General features: G+C 42.4%; 17 protein-coding genes and 1 pseudogene. 8 read left to right on the plus strand and 10 right to left on the minus strand.

Going from position 1 to position 19,126, the window contains the following annotated elements; all coding sequences use genetic code 11:
• Nucleotides 1–18 precede the first annotated feature (18 nt).
• Nucleotides 19–642, minus strand: coding sequence for an undecaprenyl diphosphate synthase family protein (locus VIG27_RS13020; protein WP_394522948.1), 624 nt, complete (start codon nucleotides 640–642; stop codon nucleotides 19–21).
• A 235-nt stretch (nucleotides 643–877) separates the two neighbouring features.
• On the minus strand, nucleotides 878–1,018 hold the full coding sequence (locus VIG27_RS13025; protein WP_394522949.1) for a cyclic lactone autoinducer peptide: 141 nt from the start codon (nucleotides 1,016–1,018) through the stop codon (nucleotides 878–880).
• Nucleotides 1,019–1,771: 753 nt separating this feature from the next.
• On the opposite strand from VIG27_RS13025, the gene VIG27_RS13030 reads away from it, so the two are divergent.
• The 3 genes from VIG27_RS13030 (at nucleotide 1,772) to VIG27_RS13040 (ending at nucleotide 4,461) form a co-directional block, all read left to right on the plus strand.
• Nucleotides 1,772–2,509: a LytR/AlgR family response regulator transcription factor gene (locus tag VIG27_RS13030; protein ID WP_394522950.1), complete on the plus strand. Its 738-nt coding sequence runs from the start codon at nucleotides 1,772–1,774 to the stop codon at nucleotides 2,507–2,509.
• A 319-nt stretch (nucleotides 2,510–2,828) separates the two neighbouring features.
• On the plus strand, nucleotides 2,829–3,812 hold the full coding sequence (locus VIG27_RS13035) for a sensor histidine kinase (RefSeq protein ID WP_394522951.1): 984 nt from the start codon (nucleotides 2,829–2,831) through the stop codon (nucleotides 3,810–3,812).
• A gap of 79 nt (nucleotides 3,813–3,891) precedes the next feature.
• On the plus strand, nucleotides 3,892–4,461 hold the full coding sequence (locus VIG27_RS13040) for an accessory gene regulator B family protein (protein WP_394522952.1): 570 nt from the start codon (nucleotides 3,892–3,894) through the stop codon (nucleotides 4,459–4,461).
• Here VIG27_RS13040 and VIG27_RS13045 read toward each other — a convergent pair.
• Complete coding sequence (locus VIG27_RS13045) at nucleotides 4,400–4,633, minus strand: phage holin family protein (protein WP_394522953.1); 234 nt, start codon at nucleotides 4,631–4,633, stop codon at nucleotides 4,400–4,402. The two genes, VIG27_RS13040 and VIG27_RS13045, sit on opposite strands and share 62 nt — an antisense overlap.
• On the opposite strand from VIG27_RS13045, the gene VIG27_RS13050 reads away from it, so the two are divergent.
• Nucleotides 4,618–4,866 carry a CHAP domain-containing protein gene (locus VIG27_RS13050; RefSeq protein WP_394527635.1) on the plus strand — a complete coding sequence of 83 codons (249 nt, stop codon included), beginning with the start codon at nucleotides 4,618–4,620 and terminating at the stop codon, nucleotides 4,864–4,866. The two genes, VIG27_RS13045 and VIG27_RS13050, sit on opposite strands and share 16 nt — an antisense overlap.
• Nucleotides 4,867–4,947: 81 nt before the next feature.
• Here VIG27_RS13050 and VIG27_RS13055 read toward each other — a convergent pair whose 3' ends face one another.
• The 3 genes from VIG27_RS13055 to ppdK form a co-directional block, all read right to left on the minus strand.
• The gene (locus tag VIG27_RS13055; RefSeq protein ID WP_394522954.1) at nucleotides 4,948–5,823 is read right to left on the minus strand and encodes a YARHG domain-containing protein; all 876 of its coding nucleotides are present in this window, start codon (nucleotides 5,821–5,823) and stop codon (nucleotides 4,948–4,950) included.
• A 202-nt stretch (nucleotides 5,824–6,025) separates the two neighbouring features.
• Complete coding sequence (locus VIG27_RS13060) at nucleotides 6,026–6,781, minus strand: hypothetical protein (RefSeq protein WP_394522955.1); 756 nt, start codon at nucleotides 6,779–6,781, stop codon at nucleotides 6,026–6,028.
• 290 nt (nucleotides 6,782–7,071) lie between these two features.
• On the minus strand, nucleotides 7,072–9,696 hold the full coding sequence (ppdK, locus tag VIG27_RS13065) for a pyruvate, phosphate dikinase (protein ID WP_394522956.1): 2,625 nt from the start codon (nucleotides 9,694–9,696) through the stop codon (nucleotides 7,072–7,074).
• 512 nt (nucleotides 9,697–10,208) lie between these two features.
• Between ppdK and VIG27_RS13070 the strand changes: the two genes are divergently transcribed.
• From VIG27_RS13070 to VIG27_RS13085, 4 genes are all read left to right on the plus strand, one after another.
• Nucleotides 10,209–11,381 (plus strand): BMP family lipoprotein, encoded by a 1,173-nt coding sequence (locus VIG27_RS13070; protein WP_394522957.1) that lies wholly within the window; start codon nucleotides 10,209–10,211, stop codon nucleotides 11,379–11,381.
• Between the two features lie 204 nt (nucleotides 11,382–11,585).
• Entirely contained in the window at nucleotides 11,586–13,121 is a 1,536-nt protein-coding gene (locus tag VIG27_RS13075; protein ID WP_394522958.1) for an ABC transporter ATP-binding protein, read from the plus strand.
• Complete coding sequence (locus VIG27_RS13080) at nucleotides 13,118–14,227, plus strand: ABC transporter permease (protein WP_394522959.1); 1,110 nt, start codon at nucleotides 13,118–13,120, stop codon at nucleotides 14,225–14,227. Before VIG27_RS13075 ends, VIG27_RS13080 begins: the two co-directional genes overlap by 4 nt.
• Nucleotides 14,224–15,177, plus strand: a complete 954-nt coding sequence (locus tag VIG27_RS13085) for an ABC transporter permease (protein WP_394522960.1) — start codon at nucleotides 14,224–14,226, stop codon at nucleotides 15,175–15,177. Before VIG27_RS13080 ends, VIG27_RS13085 begins: the two co-directional genes overlap by 4 nt.
• A gap of 67 nt (nucleotides 15,178–15,244) precedes the next feature.
• Here the strand turns inward: VIG27_RS13085 and VIG27_RS13090 are convergent, their stop codons facing one another.
• The 4 genes and pseudogenes from VIG27_RS13090 to garR form a co-directional block, all read right to left on the minus strand.
• Nucleotides 15,245–15,700, minus strand: coding sequence for a hypothetical protein (locus VIG27_RS13090; protein WP_394522961.1), 456 nt, complete (start codon nucleotides 15,698–15,700; stop codon nucleotides 15,245–15,247).
• A 186-nt stretch (nucleotides 15,701–15,886) separates the two neighbouring features.
• Nucleotides 15,887–17,062, minus strand: coding sequence for a glycerate kinase (locus tag VIG27_RS13095; protein WP_394522962.1), 1,176 nt, complete (start codon nucleotides 17,060–17,062; stop codon nucleotides 15,887–15,889).
• A 112-nt stretch (nucleotides 17,063–17,174) separates the two neighbouring features.
• A complete protein-coding gene (locus tag VIG27_RS13100; protein ID WP_394522963.1) occupies nucleotides 17,175–18,074 on the minus strand; it encodes a dihydrodipicolinate synthase family protein in 900 nt (299 codons plus the stop codon).
• Between the two features lie 21 nt (nucleotides 18,075–18,095).
• A pseudogene (gene garR, locus VIG27_RS13105) lies at nucleotides 18,096–19,034 on the minus strand (2-hydroxy-3-oxopropionate reductase); the annotation flags it as partial.
• Nucleotides 19,035–19,126: the final 92 nt, after the last annotated feature.

The following is a 19,126-nucleotide window of genomic DNA, read 5'->3' on the forward strand; positions in this document are numbered from 1 at the left end:
CCCATTCCCAGGTGTCTCTCACCCCCCAAGGGTCACATCCTGCTTGGAATACCATTCAATGGCATCGTATATATGCTGAGGTTTAAAATCCGGCCAGTAATCATCAATTACATACAGATCGGAATAAACAGACTGGACCGGCAGAAAACCAGATAATCGCCTGCGCCCTCCCCACCGGATGACCAGATCAATTCTTGAAACATCGGAAGTTTTCAGTGTTGGGCCAATCACTCCCTCGTGAAGTCCCAGGTCCCACTCCCAGCTGTAATTAACCAAAAAGTTAATTTTCATTCCTCCTGCCCCAAACCGGTACCGGCTGGTGTAAGGCTTTAATACATCGGGAAACATGGCCGAGGATGTTTTTCCCAATATCAGCAGTTCCGCATCTTCTTTGGACAGCTTTTCGACCGCTTTTACACATGCCTGTGAAAAAGCCTCCCGCTGTATGGTGGGACGTTTGGTATTATCTACGGTAAATCCGTAAAAGGTCATTTCCTCGATGCCCAATTCCCGGCAGATATGGTATAGATCCAGCCCCGGTAAAATTCCGTTGTTGTAACCACCCTCTTTTCCCAGCCCCTTTGCCAAGGCCCACCGGCGGTTCCCATCCGGTATAATACCAATGTGTTTTGGAATTCTCATATTCTTTCCTCCTTTTATCCTTATCTGGATATCTATAGAAAGTATAGCCATTTTAGAGCATTCCATAATTCCACTTTGTAAAATGCCGGACCACACCAGCGTTTTCCTCCAAATGAATAGCCTTGTATAAACCACACATCATTATCCAATGATATTTTACGTGATTCATACAAGGCCTGAAGGGTAAGGCTATAAACATAAAAGTCTGCAAGACTTATGTACCGCAGTCTAAATCCTACTTTTTAATCATCTTTAACTCTGGCGGCATTTTGGGCTGATGATAAATATACATACACCTGCTTTCTGATGACAGTTCAACCGATTTTCTTGCTACTGTTTCCATGAGTTTCGCAAAATTAATCTTTCCACTCTTCATTCTTATTACCTCCAATATTTTATTTTTTAAAGATGAGCATATTATAGTCGCAAAACAGTCAAGCTATTATACCATGTAAAAAAAACGATACTGTTCGTAACTTTTACCTGTATCCATAAAAAACGTAGCAGCCGGAGTTTTTTTTATTATTTTCTTCGGCTTACCTCCTTGTCTTTCACAAAAATCAAAATCAGCAGCAAGATCAGGCAAAGCAATAAATTAACCAAATAGATCAACGAAATCATACTTTCTTTTAATAGCACATTGGAACTTTCGATCTGCACCTCATTCCACTCGATATAATTTGAAATAGCCATTGTTGTGACCAGGTTTATGTAATATATTTTTTTATTGGTTTTTGGGTGAAAACTTTTGCGCAGAATTAAGACAAACAAATTTACAATCAGAAACAGCAAACAAATCCCAATAATTAAAACGAAATAATGATTCACCTTTTTTACCTCCATATTGATTCAAACGTTTTCAAAACAATAAGAAAGTATTATATTTTTATTCCTTAAAATTCATCTTGTAGAAAATCCGGTACTCCTGGTAATTTTTAAGACTGACCGGTCGATAAAAATTTATTTAAGCAGAATATCTTCTCTTATTCTTTAAAAAAGTTGCAAAAGTACGATATAATATGTAGTATATTCTTATATTTGTAACAGAAAATGAAATCGTATTTTACATAAATAATACCATTTACACGCGTTGATAAACCAATTGAATATACATAAAGGAAGTGCATCCATGTTAAGAATAGCAATTTGTGATGATGACGTTCTTTTTACAGGAATGTTAGAAAAACTTTTAAGAAAGGAAGCCCTGGCCAATGGGATCGACATTGAAATTGATGTGTTTTTTGACGGATCCATGTTAGAAAAATATGTATGCCAGGGAAATTTATACGACTTAATCTATTTAGACATCGAGATGGAACAGGAAAATGGCATTGAGGCAGCCCGTCACATCAGAGAAATAGATAAGTCCGTACTACTGATCTATATTTCCGGATACGAACAGTATTTAAAAGAATTATTTGAGGTAGAACCTTTCCGTTTTCTTTCTAAACCTTTGGAAAATGATAAATTATCCCGTTATTTTCAGGACGCCTGCAAGCGAATTGGTGAAAACAATGCTTACTATCAATTTAATTTTAACAAAGAGATCCGAAAAGTGGCTTTAAAGGATGTGATTTATTTTGAAAGCCGGAACCGGATCATACATATCTATCTCAGCAACGATGAAATAGAATCCTTTTATGGAAAACTCAATGATGTGGAAAAAGAACTGAATGAAAAAAATCAGCGTTTTCTGCGTATCCACCAGTCCTATCTGGTGAATTATGATTACGTTCGGAAAATGAATTTTTCAAATCTTGAGATCGAGTGCAACGGGAAATTAACAACATTACAGATAAGCGAGGACCGGCAGAAAAAAATCAGAATGCAGTTATGTGAATTGGCCAGCAGAAAGGCAGGGATCTAATAGCATGGATATTATTTCAACCAAAGTCAGCAGTCTATTTATTTCACTTTTTTATATTCTGGTCATGCGAAAGTGTATCAATGCATTTTTTAACCCTTCGCCCAGGAAAGTTTCCTTATATGCCATATGGGGGTTCTATTATCTCTTTCAAGTTTACTTAAACGTTGGACATTTTATTTCACCAGTAATCACCTTGTTTTTGAATATGTTTTTTGTGTTCCTGATCACCAGCATCTCCCACGCAGAAAGCCTTAATAAATGCGCCATTTTTTCGTTCTTAATCTGTGCCATCTGGATGTTGGTAGAAATAATTGTACATATGATTTTCAGTATGCTCCATATGGAGGACCCAACGGGTTTTTCCGGGGCCATTATTACAAAGATCCTTATGCTGGTGTTTGCGATCTTTACTGGTACTTATCTCCAGCCAAAAAGTTTTACCGATATTTCCCTCCGCTATATGTTGATCCTGCTGACCGTACCTGCCGGAAGTATTTATATCATGCATAACATTTTTGTCATCAGCAATCAGTCTTCGGACGAGTTGCTGTTTTCATTTATTGCAGGAATTTTGCTGCTTTTTATTAATTATGTAATTTTTGAGGCCTTTGAATCATTGGCAGAAAATTCGGAATACCAAAAAAAGACGCTGCTCTATGAACAACAGTTAAATCTTTGCAGCCAACAGGAAAAAGAGCGGGAAATCCAGAATACCGAAATAAGAATGCTGCGCCATGATATGAAACAGCATTTGATAACCATCTTAGGAATGATAAATGCCAGCCAGCAGGTAAATGCCACAGCCTATATCACCGCTCTCCTGGAAAAGACGACGGCCAGAAAAATTTACGAAATCTCCCGCAGCGGCAACATCGTGGTGGATTCTCTCGTAAATTATAAATGTTCCCTTGCACAGAAAGAAAGCATTGAATTCACTGCCAATATTTTTATTCCACCAATCTTACCGTTTCAAAATGGAACTCTGACCATCATTCTCGGCAACCTTTTGGAAAATGCGCTGGAGGCCTGCCGCCAGAAAAGGAATGGAAAACGCTTCATTGAATTACAGATGTCCTATCAAAAAGACATATTGTCCATTGTAGTTTGGAATACCTTTGAAGGCGAACGCTATTCCGATGGACAGAAGCATTTTAAAACCACCAAAGCAAATCCCTCCAAACATGGATTGGGCATTCTTTCCATCGAACAGGCGGTTGCAACCTATAACGGAGAGCTGCTTACGGAAACACACGGAGAAATCTTTAAAGCAGTCGTTATTTTATATGAAGGAAAGGAAAAATAACAAGCAAAGCAGTATTTTCAACATCCCATTTTTGTTAGAACATTAATGCGGTATACTACCCGTTTAGGAGGGTGAATCTATGGAACGATTATCAATTGTATTTACAAATTACATCATGCAGAAAAAGGTCATCTCAAAGGAAAATTATGAGGCTTACCAGTATGGGTTTCAGACGTTTCTGGAGCTGGTACTTAATTTAATCTGCAGCATCTGTATTGCAGTTTTCTTACATATGGAATTGGAATGCCTGTTGTTCTTTTTATTTTTCATACCGCTCCGCTCCTATAATGGAGGATTGCATTTAAAATCCTACTACTCCTGTTTGATTTTTTCTTGTATGACCATGACCTTTATTTTATTGATCGTGAAATATTTTTATGTTCCCGCTCCGATATCTTTTTGCCTGTATGTGATTTTACTTCTATTCATCAAGTTTACTGGCGCAGTCAATCATCCCAACCGGCCTGTCACCGAAGAAGAAAATGCAAAGTTTATGAGAAAAACAAATAAAACGCTTTTGTTTAGCCTTATATTTGCTTTATGCTTTTTCCTATTTCATCTGGAAAAATATCTTCTGTTAGAAACTCTCATATTCTTTCTGGTTTTTTGTACTTTGGTGATCTCCAAATGGAAATCAGTCCATTTATAATCAGCCACATGGAAACTAGTAACGCAAATATTGTTTTATTTGGAAATTCCATTCCTATTTCTGCGGAAAATTTATAAATAATATAATCAGTGCTGGCTGCTACTAAAATCATAAAAATGTAGCTAGCTTTTTTATATATACCTAAAAGACAGGGAAATGCATTATCTCTCATTTTATCAGGCAGAAAACCGCTTTGGAGGTAAATCGAACTATACTCCTAAGCGGGGGGATATCTTCATAAATAAATCAAATGGAGCAGCCCATGTAGGCATTGTAACTGGCTATGACCCTTCTACAAAAATGTTTTCTACAATTAAAGGAAATACCTCTGATGATACGGTCAAAGAACTTTCAAGATCAATTACAGCTTCCGGCTTAACAGGTTTTGGAATCAACGCTCCATAAAAGCAAGTAAGGAGCTGCTGCACTAGATAATTAAATCTGTGCACAGCTCCCTTTTTTGTTCATATAAATGCTGTCTGGTATTTACTTGTAAGTATCCAAACCGGATAACAGCTTTAAATTCTCCTGTTCATTTTTATTAAATAAACTATCCTTAAAGTTTTCTGGTGAAACTGATGGTTCGTACCATATTTGCCCTTTAAAATAATTATTTAGATCCTCACTCTTAAATATATATCCATGTCTTGCATAAATCTCATTTTTAGCCAGATGAATGATTAATGGAGGAACTTGGTCAAAATCCTGCTTTTGGTAAATCTTCATATCAGTATAATACAAAGGTTCTACAAGGGAAGAGATATCTGTTACTTCTCTCACATTTTCCAAATATTCCTCTACTTCAGAATAGAAAGAACACTTCTCACGGTATTGCTTTCGTTCTTCAATTTCCTTCAGCATGTCACTTTCGCTTTTTTCTGTTTCATTTTCCTTGGATTGTTTTAACTGGTATACGCCTGAAATTCCATAGCCAGACAAATTGGTATCCCTCATTTTATAATTCTGTACCTCTATTTGAATGGTATCATCGCGAAACGTGATATGAAGAATTCCGGAACCGCCCCAACCATCATCGTTATATTCATAGTTAAATTCATCGTTGTCTATTTTACCAGTAATATTATCAATTTCTGCTATGCGATCACTGGTGCCTTGCTGTGTGAATAAATACCCGTTCAGATTATTTTTGTCGGTGATTTCAATGGAAAATTCTACACCCCCATTGGATATGACAGCGTTATGACTGAGACCATTCTCAGACCAAAGACCGGAATATCCCTCATAGTTTTCCGCTTCCGTTTGTACTGTCTCAATGTCCGTTGATTTACGGGTAATGGTTTTCGCACAACCACATAAGAGGAGACAACTGCAAACAATTATTATTAAAGCTTTATTTTTCATAAAAATTACCTTTCTGACAAAATACCTGTTTGTTAATTGTAAGCATTCTTCAAGAAATACGCTAGTGTATATGACGTTTGATATTACTACTAATTATATTGTACCAAATTACTGGTGTGATGGATAGCTATGGCATATGTTTTACGTGTAAATCGGTTCAAAAAACCGTCAAGAAATTTGCAACATTTTTTAATATATTAATCTACCAGGTCAATTCCTCTAAATTCAGTTTGCTCAACGGCACAGCCGATTCTCCATCTCTTAATTCCAATGCTAATTCATCCTTATCTATAACCATCTTAATTAAGGAAATTTTACTGCTCTCAGCCAAGTTCTCTATATGAAAAATTTTTTTAAATTCTTCATACGTGGTATTTTCTCCATTCAGGACTGACATGGCAGGCATATAGACATCATGAAACCCTGTAATGTAGTTTCCATCGCGATAGGTCAGACATACATATCCCGAACCATCTGAACCATTGCTCACAAGAGTCAGACAATTATCCGTGTAATGGAGCTCATTTATGGAATACCAGCCTTTAGGCTCGTATAAATCAATTACTTTTTCCACCGTATTATTACGATAAGTAAAAATGCTTAATGAAATGCGATCACCCAGTATCAGTTCAGGAACAGTATCATCATTAAAATCATGAATTCCTATGTAGAACCACAAATTTAATCCATTTTCTCCTCTTAAATGGTAAGGGTCTGTTAGATAATATTTTGAATTAATCACAATGTTTTTGTATGCAGACTGCCAGCTGCCGTCTTGTTCTGATCCATTCTTCCGGTTCTCTTCCTGTGTATTCTGTGCTGTAACCAGGCTGCTCTCTTGCTTTCCGGTTCTTTTATGATCTGTCTCATCCTGAATTCTGTCATCCGAATATTGACAACTTATTATAAAACACGAAATCAATAACAGGAAAAGAAATAAACTCCAATTCTTATTCATGTTTCCCCTCCCACATACCAGGTATCTATGAATACCCTTTCCACTGATCAATCTATGGCATCCTGGCAAGCAGCCTCCAGGTAGGAATCTTATTCTTACATACTTATGGCTATAGCTGTCTCATATTAATTATGGCATTTCCTGCTCTTGTAAATCCTGCCACGTAATTATATCGGATCTAAATGTAATAATTCCAGATTCTGCGGCTTTCCTCCCATCAAAAAAGGAAGCTCTTCGCTTCCTTTTTTGAATGATATGGATTTGCTCTGAATCTAAAAAAGTGGTTTTCCTTATTCCTTGAGTGCCGCCTGTGCTGCTGCCAGCCTTGCGATCGGTACGCGGAACGGAGAGCAGGAAACATAGTCAAGACCAATCTTGTGGCAGAATTCTACGGAAGACGGATCTCCTCCATGTTCCCCGCAGATGCCGATGTGCATATCCGGCCGAACGCCCTTTCCTAATGCAACCGCAGTTTCCATCAGCTTGCCCACTCCGGCCTGATCCAGTTTTGCGAAAGGATCATTTTCAAAAATTTTGGTGTCATAGTAAGCATTTAAGAACTTTCCGGCGTCATCGCGGGAGAAGCCGTAAGTCATCTGGGTCAGATCGTTGGTGCCAAAGCAGAAGAATTCTGCTTCTTTGGCAATTTCATCCGCAATCAGTGCCGCCCTTGGAATTTCAATCATGGTTCCTACTTCATATTTTAAATGGCTGCCTGCCAAAGCAATCTCTTGGTCAGCGGTTTCAACAACAATCTTCTTTACAAACTTTAATTCCTTTTCATCACAGATAAGAGGAATCATGATCTCCGGACACACATTCCAGTCCTTGTGTGCATTCTGCACGTTGATTGCCGCACGAATCACAGCTTTCGTCTGCATTCTTGCAATCTCCGGATATGTAACAGCCAAACGGCAACCGCGGTGGCCCATCATGGGGTTGAATTCATGAAGGGAATTGATGATGTTTTTGATCTGAGTCACCGTTTTTCCCTGAGCTTCAGCAAGTTTTTTAATGTCTTCCTCCTCTGTGGGAACAAACTCATGAAGAGGAGGGTCCAGGAAACGGATGGTGACCGGATTGCCTTCCAGGGCCTCATAAAGTTTTTCAAAATCCCCCTGCTGCACAGGAAGGAGCTTCTCTAAAGCTGCTTCCCGCTCTTCTACGGTATCGGAACAGATCATCTCTCGGAAGGCTGCGATTCTGTCGCCTTCAAAGAACATGTGCTCCGTTCTGCAAAGGCCAATTCCTTCTGCTCCCAGCTCTCTTGCTTTTTTTGCATCTGCCGGAGTGTCCGCATTGGTTCTTACCTTTAATTTTCTGTATTTATCAGCCCAGGCCATGATTCTTCCAAATTCTCCAACAATGGCTGCATCTGTGGTCGGAATGATCCCGTCATAGATTTTTCCGGTGGAGCCGTCTATGGATAACCAGTCTCCTTCATGGAATTCTTTTCCTGCCAGGGTGAATTTCCGGTTTTCTTCGTCCATGGCAATTTCCGAACATCCGGAAACACAGCAGGTTCCCATTCCGCGGGCAACAACGGCCGCATGGGAGGTCATGCCTCCGCGGACAGTCAAAATCCCCTGGGCCGCTTTCATTCCTCCGATGTCCTCGGGGGAAGTCTCCAGGCGGACCAAAACTACCTTTTCTCCTCTCTCCTTCCATTTCTTTGCATCTTCAGCAGTAAATACAATCCGTCCGCAGGCGGCTCCGGGAGATGCGGCAAGAGCTTTTCCCACGGGCTCCGTTTTATTTACGACCTCTAGATCAAACTGAGGATGGAGCAGAGTATCTAAGTTCCTGGGGTCGATCATGGTAACTGCCTTTTTCTCCGAGATCATTCCCTCATCAACCAGATCACAGGCAATGGTAAGAGCCGCCTTTGCCGTCCGCTTTCCGTTTCGTGTCTGGAGCATGTATAACTTCTTGTCTTCAATGGTAAATTCCATATCCTGCATATCCCGGTAATGGTCTTCCAGCTTATTGCAGATTTCCACAAATTTTTCGTAAACCTCCGGCATGATATCCTTTAACTGGTCGATCTTTTTGGGGGTTCTGACTCCTGCTACCACATCTTCCCCCTGCGCATTGATTAAGAACTCTCCCATCAGTTTCTTTTCCCCGGTTGCAGGGTTGCGGGTAAATGCCACACCGGTTCCGGAAGTCTCCCCCATGTTACCGAAAACCATCATCTGAACATTCACGGCTGTTCCCCAGGAATATGGGATGTCATTATCCCGTCTGTATATATTGGCTCTTGGGTTATCCCAGGAACGGAACACCGCCTTTACAGCCTCCATCAGCTGTGTTTTCGGGTCATCCGGGAAATCCTCGCCCACTTTTGCTTTGTATTCTGCCTTAAATAAATCGGCAAGTTTTTTTAAATCCTCTTCAGTCAAGTCCACGTCTTCCGTAATCCCTTTTTCTGCTTTTACCCGGTCAATCAGAACCTCAAAGTATTTTTTTCCAACCTCCATAACTACATCGGAAAACATCTGGATAAATCTCCGATAACAGTCCCAGGCCCACCTGGGATTGGAGGATTTTTCTGCCAGAACTTCCACCACCTCTTCATTTAAGCCAAGATTTAAGATGGTGTCCATCATACCCGGCATGGATGCTCTGGCTCCGGACCGTACAGATACCAGCAGAGGATTTTCCTTGTCTCCAAACTTTTTCCCTGTAATTTCTTCCATTTTTACAATGTACTCCAAGATCTGCCCCTGAATCTCATCGTTGATTTTTTCACCGTCTTCATAATACTGGGTGCAGGCTTCCGTTGTAATTGTGAATCCCTGAGGAACCGGAAGACCTAAATTCGTCATCTCAGCCAGGTTTGCACCTTTGCCCCCTAAAAGATTCCTCATTGCTGCATTGCCTTCGGTAAACAGATAAACCCATTTTTTTGCCATAAGTAAATATCCTCCTCAAAAATGTGTTGGTTCGTTTACTCTTCCAATGGATTCCTATAAGGAAAAGTCCTGAAAATATTATAACATAGTTTAAGGACTAGTAAAGGAATTTTACCTGATTTTTTTGGATAGTTTTCGCATTTTTCGATACAATTATCGCATAATCGCCCTTGTATTCTGTCTATTTCTTATATGCGATTTTTTCTCGAATATACGAAAAAGCATTGGAAAAGTCGTCTAAATCTTATGCGGGACATGGGATAAACATTCTATATTTCCCAATATTGTCTTTTCTCATTTCCTTATAATCTTAGCCGGCCGTTTAAGATAAACAGGAAATAATCGTTACAAAAAGAACAATTTCAATAGAATAGATAAGATTCAAAGAACAGCAGAAATCCTCTATGTTTTTTCCTTAAAATAACGTTAAATAACATTGTCTAAGAAAGAAAAATATGGTACATTATTGATATCTGTGAAAATCATTGAATAACAGGAGGGAAAACAGAATTATGAAAAAAAGAGCATTAGCATTGGCTATGGCAGTATTGATGACTGCTGCATTAAGTGCGTGTGGCTCTTCCGGTTCCGGCACCGCTACAACGGCTGCACCAGGAGAAACTACCGCCGCTGCGGACAAGACTGCCGAAACAAAAGGGGACACTTCCAAAAAGTCCGATTCTTCCAGCGGATACGAAATCGCCCTTGTAACAGACCTTGGTACCATCGACGACAAATCTTTTAACCAGGGTGCCTGGGAAGGTATGAAAAAGTACGCCGAGGAAAACGGGATCTCTTATAAGTATTATCAGCCACAGGAAGGAACCACGGACTCTTACCTTGAGACCATCGGACTTGCAATCGAAGGCGGAGCAAAGTTGGTTGTCTGCCCCGGATACTTATTTGAAGAGCCGGTATTCCTTGCACAGGATCAGTATAAGGACGTTCACTTCATCCTTCTTGACGGTGAACCTCACAACGCCGACAACACAGAAAGAAGAACAGAAGCAAACGTAATGCCAATTCTTTTCCAGGAGGACGAGCCTGGCTTCTTAGCCGGTTATGCTGCGGTAAAAGACGGTAACACAAAGCTTGGCTTCTTAGGCGGTATGGCGGTTCCGGCGGTTGTAAGGTTCGGATACGGATTTGCAGAAGGCGCTGACTACGCTGCGAAAGAAATGGGCCTTGATAACGTAGAAATCATGTATAACTACACAGGTGCATTCGCTGCTACTCCGGAAGCACAGTCCATGGCTGCTTCCTGGTTTCAGAACGGCACTCAGGTTATCTTCGGATGCGGCGGTGCAGTAGGTAACTCTGTAATGGCTGCTGCGGAAGAAAAGAACGGGAAGATGATCGGTGTAGACGTTGACCAGAGCTATGAATCCCCATCTGTTATCACCTCTGCCATGAAGGAACTTTCTGTATCCGTTTACGATGGCGTAAAGGCTTTTTATGATAACCAGTTCCCAGGCGGCAAGACAAGCATCTTCTCCGCCAAGAACGACGGAATCGGTCTTCCCATGGATACTTCCAAGTTCACAAAGTTTACAAAGGAAGACTATGACAAGATCTATGCCGAATTAAAAGAAGGTAAAATTACACTTGTCCAGCCATCGGAGGATAACAACAATCCAAATGTTGACTTAAAGCTTGAAAAAGCGAAAATCACCTTTGTAGAATAATCTGCAAAAAAGCCCTGGTGGCATACCACGATACCCGGAATACGGGCAGATAAAAGGGAGGGAGATGCCGTTTGATTTACCAGTCAGAACAGACATGGTTTCTTACGGCATCTCCTTTCGCTGTGAAGAAATATAATAAAGCCTGCAAATTTTAAAGAATTGGTACCGGGTCCCATAGTCAGGTACCGTAGTTAGGGGGATTTTATGGATTATATTATTGAGATGCTTCATATCACAAAAGAATTTCCCGGTATCATCGCCAATGATGACATTACTCTGCAGTTAAAAAAAGGCGAGATTCTCGCCCTGCTTGGTGAAAACGGCGCAGGGAAATCCACTCTCATGAGTGTGCTATTTGGTCTGTACCAGCCGGAAAAGGGGATTATCAAAGTTCGTAATAAGGAAGAAAAAATTACCGGACCGCAAGATGCCAATTCCCTGGGAATCGGCATGGTTCATCAGCATTTCAAGCTGGTTGAGAATTTTACCGTACTGCAGAACATCGTTCTGGGTATGGAAACGACGAAGCGGGGCTTTTTAAAAATGGATGATGCCCGCAAAAAAGTGATGGAATTAAGTGAAAAGTATAAACTGTTTGTAAACCCGGATGCACTTATCTCCGATATTACGGTGGGAATGCAGCAAAGGGTCGAGATTTTAAAAATGCTTTACCGTGATAACGAAATTATGATTTTTGATGAACCTACTGCGGTTCTCACTCCACAGGAAATCGAAGAATTGATGCAGATCATGAGAGACCTGGTAAAAGAAGGAAAATCCATTCTGTTCATCACCCACAAGCTCAACGAAATCAAGGCGGTAGCAGACCGTTGCAGCGTCCTGCGCCGCGGGAAATACATTGGTACTGTAGACGTAGCCGATACAACAGCCGAAGAACTGTCAGAGATGATGGTTGGACGCAAAATCAATTTAACCGTTGATAAGAAACCGGCGTCTCCCGGTGAAGTGGTATTGGAAGTGAACCATCTTTCCGTTAAAGCCAAACGAGAGGGGCAGACAAAAAAACTGGTTCATGATGTTTCCTTTCAGGTGCGGAGAGGGGAAATCGTCTGTATCGCCGGAATTGACGGCAATGGCCAGACTGAGCTTATCCACGCCATTACCGGCATTTCCGATTTGAGTTCCGGAACGGTTTTAGTCAACGGAGAGGACATGACCAAAAAGAGCATCCGTTACAAAAACACCCATGGCTTATCTCATATTCCGGAGGACCGTCATAAACACGGCCTTGTACTGGAATACAATCTGGCTTATAACCTGGTGCTTCAGCAGTATTTTGAAAAGGATTTTCAAAGCGGCACCTTTTTAAAGAATGATCAGATTTATGACTATGCCCAAAAGCTGATCTCCGATTACGATATCCGAAGCAGCGAAGGTGCTTTTACCATCACCAGAAGCATGTCCGGAGGCAATCAGCAAAAGGCGATTATTGCAAGAGAGATCTCCAAAGCTCCCGATATCCTGTTAGCGGTCCAGCCTACCAGAGGGCTTGACGTAGGAGCCATTGAATACATTCACACACAGCTAATCAAGCAAAGAGATGCGGGAGCCGCTATTTTACTGGTTTCCCTGGAATTAGATGAAGTAATGAATTTAAGCGACCGGATTTTAGTCATGTTTGAAGGAGAGATCGTGGCTGATTTAGATCCAAAGAACATTACGGTTCAGGAACTGGGCCTTTACATGGCCGGCGCGAAGAAAGAAGGTGAGCGGTCATGAAACAAAAACATCCAAACGATTATACGGGAATCCTCTCTTCCATTTTTGCCATTGTCCTGGGGCTGATTGTCGGTCTTATGATTCTGTTTTTCTGTAACCCCGGTCAGGCACTTCCTGGATTTGCAACCATTTTAACGGGTGCTTTTACCCATGGGGCCAAAGGTGTGGGGCAGGTCTTTTACTATGCCACTCCTATCATCTTAACCGGTCTTTCCGTTGGGTTTGCATTTAAGACAGGTCTTTTCAACATCGGGACTCCCGGCCAGTTTATCATGGGCGGTTTCGGGGCGGTGTTCGTAGGAATCCTTTTTCCCTCTTTAGGACCCGTTCACTGGATCGCGGCACTTCTGGCCAGTGTGATCCTTGGAGCCTTATGGGGCCTGGTACCTGGTCTGTTAAAAGCGTATTTTAACGTAAATGAAGTAATCGCTTCAATTATGATGAACTACATCGGCATGTATCTGGTCAACTGGACCGTAAAAAGCTACAAGCCTCTGTTTAATAACTTACGGAATGAATCCCGGAACGTAGCAGCCACCGCCAACATTCCAAAAATGGGAATGGACAAGCTGTTCCCCGGCTCCAGTGTCAACGGGGGAATCCTCATCGCCATTATAGTGGTGCTTCTTATCTGGCTGCTCCTTCATAAAACAACCTTCGGCTATGAATTAAAAGCCGTTGGTTTTAACCGGGATGCCAGCAAATATGCAGGGATCAATGAGAAAAAAAGCATTATTCTTTCCATGGTAATCGCTGGAGCCATCGCAGGACTGGCGGGCGGCCTTTTATATCTGGCCGGAACCGGAAAACATATTGAGATTAAGGATGTGCTGCCGTCAGAAGGCTTTACGGGAATTTCCGTTGCACTGCTGGCACTAAGCAATCCCATCGGGATTCTGTTCTCCGGAGTCTTTATCGCTTATTTAACAGCCGGAGGCTTCTATCTGCAGCTGTTTGAATTTTCCACAGAAATCATTGATATCATTGTAGCTGTCATTATTTATTTCAGTGCATTTGCCCTGATGGTAAAGCTTTTAATGGCAAAAATCCAGAAAAACAAAAATACGAAAACAGAAGCGGCTAAGGAAGGAGGAACCAAATCATGAATATCATATATTTTATTTTTCAGCAGACCATGTATTTCATGATCCCTCTTATGATTGTCGCTTTGGGTGCCATGTTCTCCGAGCGGAGCGGAATCATCAACATTGCTTTGGAAGGAATTATGACCATGGGAGCTTTTACAGGAATTCTGTTTTTAAGCCTTACAGGAGCCTCCATGAGCGGACAGACCCAGCTTCTTATTGCCGTTGTTATCTCCATGGCAACCGGTATGGTATTTTCCCTGTTCCATGCTTATGCTTCCATCAATATGAAATCCAATCAGGTCATCAGCGGTACTGCACTGAATATGTTTGCTCCTGCATTTGCCATCTTCGTGGCGCGCGTGATCCAGGGCGTCCAGCAGGTTCCATTTAATAATACCTTCCGTATTGCTTCGGTTCCGTTCCTTGGAAAGATTCCTTTTATCGGGCCTCTTCTATTCCAGAACGCATACATCACCACTTACATTGGAATCGGAATTTTTCTTCTTTCCTATGTGGTCCTTTATAAAACACGGTTTGGACTGAGACTGCGTTCCTGCGGAGAACACCCCCAGGCAGCCGATGCAGCCGGAATTAACGTTTACCGTATGCAGTATGCCGGTGTTCTTATCTCCGGTGCTCTGGGCGGACTTGGAGGGCTGGTATTCGTGGTTCCTACCTCCACCAATTTTAATGCTGATGTGGCGGGTTATGGATTCCTCGCATTAGCCGTGTTGATCTTTGGACAGTGGAAACCGGTCAATATCATGTTTGCTTCCCTTTTCTTCGGACTCATGAAGGCAGTTGCTTCTGCATACTCCGGTATCCCGTTTTTAAGTGTACTGGGAATTCCAAGCTACTTTTATAAGATGGTTCCCTATATCATCACCTTGGTCGTACTGATCTTTACCTCCAGAAATTCTCAGGCTCCCAAAGCAGAGGGAATTCCTTATGATAAAGGACAGCGATAAAAAACCGTAATAGAAAAAAGGACCTTGAAGTTGTCTTTGCACTGACAACCAAGGTTCTTTTTTTTGTTTAACGAACACCAAATTTCTTGCCCCGTCTGATGGTGCCGTCACTGTTCCATTCTGTGTAAACGTATGGGCCGCCGTCAGTTGTTCCATTTTCAGTAAAGTGATAGGTGACGCCATTGTAGTTATAAGGGCCGGTTACCATTTTAAGGGTACTGGTATTGAAGTAGTATACATTGCCGTTGATTTTCATAATTCCGCCCTGAAGCTCACCGGTGTCAGCTGCGTAATACCAAGTGTTATCCCTTTGAATCCAACCCGTACGCATTATCTGGTCATTGCCGAAAAAGAACCAATGGCTTTTGTAGTTGACCCAGTTATTGGTACAGTAATCACCAGATCCCCATTGGTACTTCACTCCCTCAGGTGTGTTTACAAATCCCTCCGCAAATGAGGACATGGCACTTCCTACTGTAAAAGCAATCGTGAGTACTGCAGCCGCTAAATATTTTTTTTTCATATTTTTGACCTCCTTACATGCATTGGAATTATTGACTTGGCTAGAGTATACCCCCTGGGATAAATCCAGTCAACGAAGTTTATAGATTTGTAAAGATGCGTAAATGAAATGTAAATATTTGACAGCTAAAGGATATATTTTTAAGAAAACTGTAAATATTTTTCCTTTCTGTTATAAAATTTATTCTTAGACCAAGGGATCGTCCGGCCGATTCTTTTCAGTGTATGTCAGTCCCTTTCCTGCACGAAGCATACGAAAGGAACGCACTGCCGCATTCCGGTATAATTCTTCTGCCCGTTCCATGGCTTCCTCTATGGACATGATACCCGAAATGGTGGTTACAATACTTTCAATGCCGTATTCATACAGCTTTTCAGCGCCATCTCCCATGCCTCCCACAATAGCAATCGCCGGTATTCCTTTTGTTTTGCAGCGCATACCGATGCCGCTTGGAACCTTTCCAAACGCGGACTGCCAGTCCATACGTCCCTCTCCCGTAATCACCAGGTCCACCCCCTCTAACAGGGAGTCAAAGCCTATAAGGTCCAGGACGGTATCAATCCCGGACTTCATATTTGCATGAAGGAAAACCTTTAAAGCGGCTCCCAGTCCGCCGGCAGCTCCCGTACCGGGAATTTCCTCCACATCAATCCCCGTCAGCTCCTTTAACTTCCTGGAATAATGTTTCATATCCTTTTCCATCTTATCAAGGATCTCCGGAGTCCCTCCCTTTTGTATTCCAAAGGTATAAGTGGCTCCGTCCGGTCCGGTAAGAGGGTTTTTCACATCACACATCACCGTGAATTCAGTCTCAGAAACGGCTGGATGAAGACCGCTTACATCAATGGCGTCAACCTGTTCCAAATCAGCACCGAATCCCGCTAAAACGTTTCCATTCTTATCAAGGAACCGGATGCCAAGGGCTGTCATAGCACCCATACCGCCATCATTTGTGGCACTTCCTCCAATGGCAATCGCAATCTTCCGATATCCCTGTTCCAGCGCATCAAAGATCATCTCCCCAGTGCCGTATGTAGTGGTAATAAGGGGGTTCCGTTTCTCTTTTGGGACCAGGGGAATACCGGAGGCTGCTGCCATCTCAATGACTGCATGATCTCCCCCAAAAACCCCGTAGGAACAAGAGATATCCTCCATCAACGGGCCATGGGCAAAAATAGTCCGCATTCGACCGTTTTTCGCTTTTATCACTGCCTCCACGGTTCCTTCTCCTCCATCCGCAACCGGAAACCCCTGACAACTGCAGGAGGGAAATATGCTTTTTGCAGTTTCTGTCAGGATTTCCACAATTTGCTCTGATGACAGGGAGCCTTTGAAAGAATCTGATGCAAATAACAATTTCATAATATAATACCTCATTTCTATAAAATTTAAAGCATAAAACAGGCGGGCAGCCAATCTGTAGCCGCCCGCCTGCCCGCCAGTTTTATGTAATTTTCTGAAACAATCCTTTTAATCAGATCAGCCCTGCGCTCTGCATTTCATTTTTGATTCGCTCCAGAACCGGGCCTTCTCTTGTTGCCAGATTGGGCCTGTACGGTGCCCCAACATTCCTTCCCCTTAAATTAGCCATAACCTTTGCAGCCACCGGAAAGCTTGCCGGATCCATGGAGAGACGAACCGGGTTTAACTTGAACTGTGCTTCCAAAGAGCCGGGCAGGTCGCCGGCAATGTACTTATTATACACATCCGTGATCAGTTCCGGCATGAAATTGGCTGAAGTACATACTCCTCCTACCGCTCCATGGCACATGGAAGCATAAAGCAGGGTATCTTTTCCGCCAAATACTTTAAAGCCTTTGTGACGGGTCCTCCGGATAAATTCCGAGGTTAGGGTAATGTCTCCGCTGGTATCCTTCATTCCCACGATGTTTGGTACTTCTGTTGCCAGACGCTCCACTAAATTTACTGATAAGGTATATCCTACCCGTCCGGGATTATTATATAAAAGCACGGGAGTTTCCCAAACAGACTCAGCTATGGTTTTAAAATGATAATACAGTTCATCCTCCGTTGGCCTTAAAAACATGGGCTGCAAAACGGAGACCCCTGCTGCCCCGTTTTCGACTGCCATTTTAGCCAGCCGGCAGCATTTTTTTGTGCTGATGGCACCGATCCCGAAATAGACAGGCACTCTGCCGGCAGACTGGTCCACCATGATTTTCAGACCACGTTCCATCTCCTCTGCTTCAATGGCATAGAATTCTCCATTGCTTCCAAATGCCAGGATTCCCAGCACTCCGCCCTCAATGACATAATCTACATGATCCCTTAATTTTGTCTCATCAATCAATTCATTCTCATCGACAGGAGTGAGGATTGGAACAATCACACCTTTTATAAAATCGGTATTCATCTTTTTTCCATCCCTCTCCGTTTATTTCCCCGGTTTTACCGTGGTATTGGCCATCTTTTCATAGTATTTTACAATGCTTGCGTGGTCCTCCATCTCCAGACCGTCGGCTTTCAACCCCTGCAAAATCTCCATTAACTGTCCGGTCAAAGGTACCGGGGAACTGATGGCATGGGCTGCATTCAGGGCATTGTTTAAATCCTTGATGTGAAGCTCTACACGGAAACCGGGTTTGAAGCTGCGGTTTAAGATCATAGGGGCTTTGGCGTCCATCACCGTAGAACCTGCCAGACCTCCGCGGATGGCCTGGTATACCAGTTCCGGATCTGTTCCTGCTTTTCTTGCAAATGTCAGGGCTTCGGAAACAGCAGCAATGTTCACGGCAACTACGATCTGGTTTGCCAGCTTGGCAACATTACCGGAGCCAAGCCCACCCACATATACCACAGAACCTGCCATTACCATCAGCATATCATAGTATTTATCAAACAACTCTTTTTTTCCGCCTACCATGACTGACAAGGTTCCGTCAATTGCCTTAGGCTCACCGCCTGATACAGGCGCATCTAACATCTCAATTCCAAATTTCTCAAGCTCTGCACCGATGGCTTTGCTTTCTGTTGGATCAATGGAACTCATATCAATTAAAACCGTTCCTGGCTTTGCGCCTTCGGCAACGCCGTTTTCACCCAGAACCGCTGCCCGTACATGAGGAGAGTTTGGTACCATTGTGATGACCACCTGGCTGAGAGAAGCTACTTCCTTTCCGCTCTCTGCCCCTGTTGCTCCGGCAGAAACCAAATCTGCAATGGCTGCTTTGTTATGATCATAAACAACCAATTCATGACCTGCTTTTAACAAGTTTTTCGCCATAGGCCTCCCCATGATCCCTAATCCGATAAATCCAATTTTCATCTTGTTCATCCTCTCTTTTCTAATCTGTTTGTCAGTAACCAATGGACCCGGCCATCGATGCTCTGATTATAGAAAAAAGAAACGAACTTTACTACGGGCGGTATTACTAAATGATACTTAATTTTTTATACAAACCTTCC

Origin of the sequence: Lacrimispora sinapis, from assembly GCF_043633585.1 — a bacterium.
GTDB lineage: Bacteria > Bacillota > Clostridia > Lachnospirales > Lachnospiraceae > Lacrimispora > Lacrimispora sinapis.

Bases quoted from the DNA above. Each gene is read 5' to 3' on its own strand.
- VIG27_RS13020 (WP_394522948.1), bottom strand. From the start codon at position 642: ATGAGAATTCCAAAACACATTGGTATTATACCGGATGGGAACCGCCGG.
- VIG27_RS13025 (WP_394522949.1), bottom strand. From the start codon at position 1,018: ATGAAGAGTGGAAAGATTAATTTTGCGAAACTCATGGAAACAGTAGCA.
- VIG27_RS13030 (WP_394522950.1), top strand. From the start codon at position 1,772: ATGTTAAGAATAGCAATTTGTGATGATGACGTTCTTTTTACAGGAATG.
- VIG27_RS13035 (WP_394522951.1), top strand. From the start codon at position 2,829: ATGATTTTCAGTATGCTCCATATGGAGGACCCAACGGGTTTTTCCGGG.
- VIG27_RS13040 (WP_394522952.1), top strand. From the start codon at position 3,892: ATGGAACGATTATCAATTGTATTTACAAATTACATCATGCAGAAAAAG.
- VIG27_RS13050 (WP_394527635.1), top strand. From the start codon at position 4,618: ATGCATTATCTCTCATTTTATCAGGCAGAAAACCGCTTTGGAGGTAAA.
- VIG27_RS13045 (WP_394522953.1), bottom strand. From the start codon at position 4,633: ATGAGAGATAATGCATTTCCCTGTCTTTTAGGTATATATAAAAAAGCT.
- VIG27_RS13055 (WP_394522954.1), bottom strand. From the start codon at position 5,823: ATGAAAAATAAAGCTTTAATAATAATTGTTTGCAGTTGTCTCCTCTTA.
- VIG27_RS13060 (WP_394522955.1), bottom strand. From the start codon at position 6,781: ATGAATAAGAATTGGAGTTTATTTCTTTTCCTGTTATTGATTTCGTGT.
- ppdK (WP_394522956.1), bottom strand. From the start codon at position 9,696: ATGGCAAAAAAATGGGTTTATCTGTTTACCGAAGGCAATGCAGCAATG.
- VIG27_RS13070 (WP_394522957.1), top strand. From the start codon at position 10,209: ATGAAAAAAAGAGCATTAGCATTGGCTATGGCAGTATTGATGACTGCT.
- VIG27_RS13075 (WP_394522958.1), top strand. From the start codon at position 11,586: ATGGATTATATTATTGAGATGCTTCATATCACAAAAGAATTTCCCGGT.
- VIG27_RS13080 (WP_394522959.1), top strand. From the start codon at position 13,118: ATGAAACAAAAACATCCAAACGATTATACGGGAATCCTCTCTTCCATT.
- VIG27_RS13085 (WP_394522960.1), top strand. From the start codon at position 14,224: ATGAATATCATATATTTTATTTTTCAGCAGACCATGTATTTCATGATC.
- VIG27_RS13090 (WP_394522961.1), bottom strand. From the start codon at position 15,700: ATGAAAAAAAAATATTTAGCGGCTGCAGTACTCACGATTGCTTTTACA.
- VIG27_RS13095 (WP_394522962.1), bottom strand. From the start codon at position 17,062: ATGAAATTGTTATTTGCATCAGATTCTTTCAAAGGCTCCCTGTCATCA.
- VIG27_RS13100 (WP_394522963.1), bottom strand. From the start codon at position 18,074: ATGAATACCGATTTTATAAAAGGTGTGATTGTTCCAATCCTCACTCCT.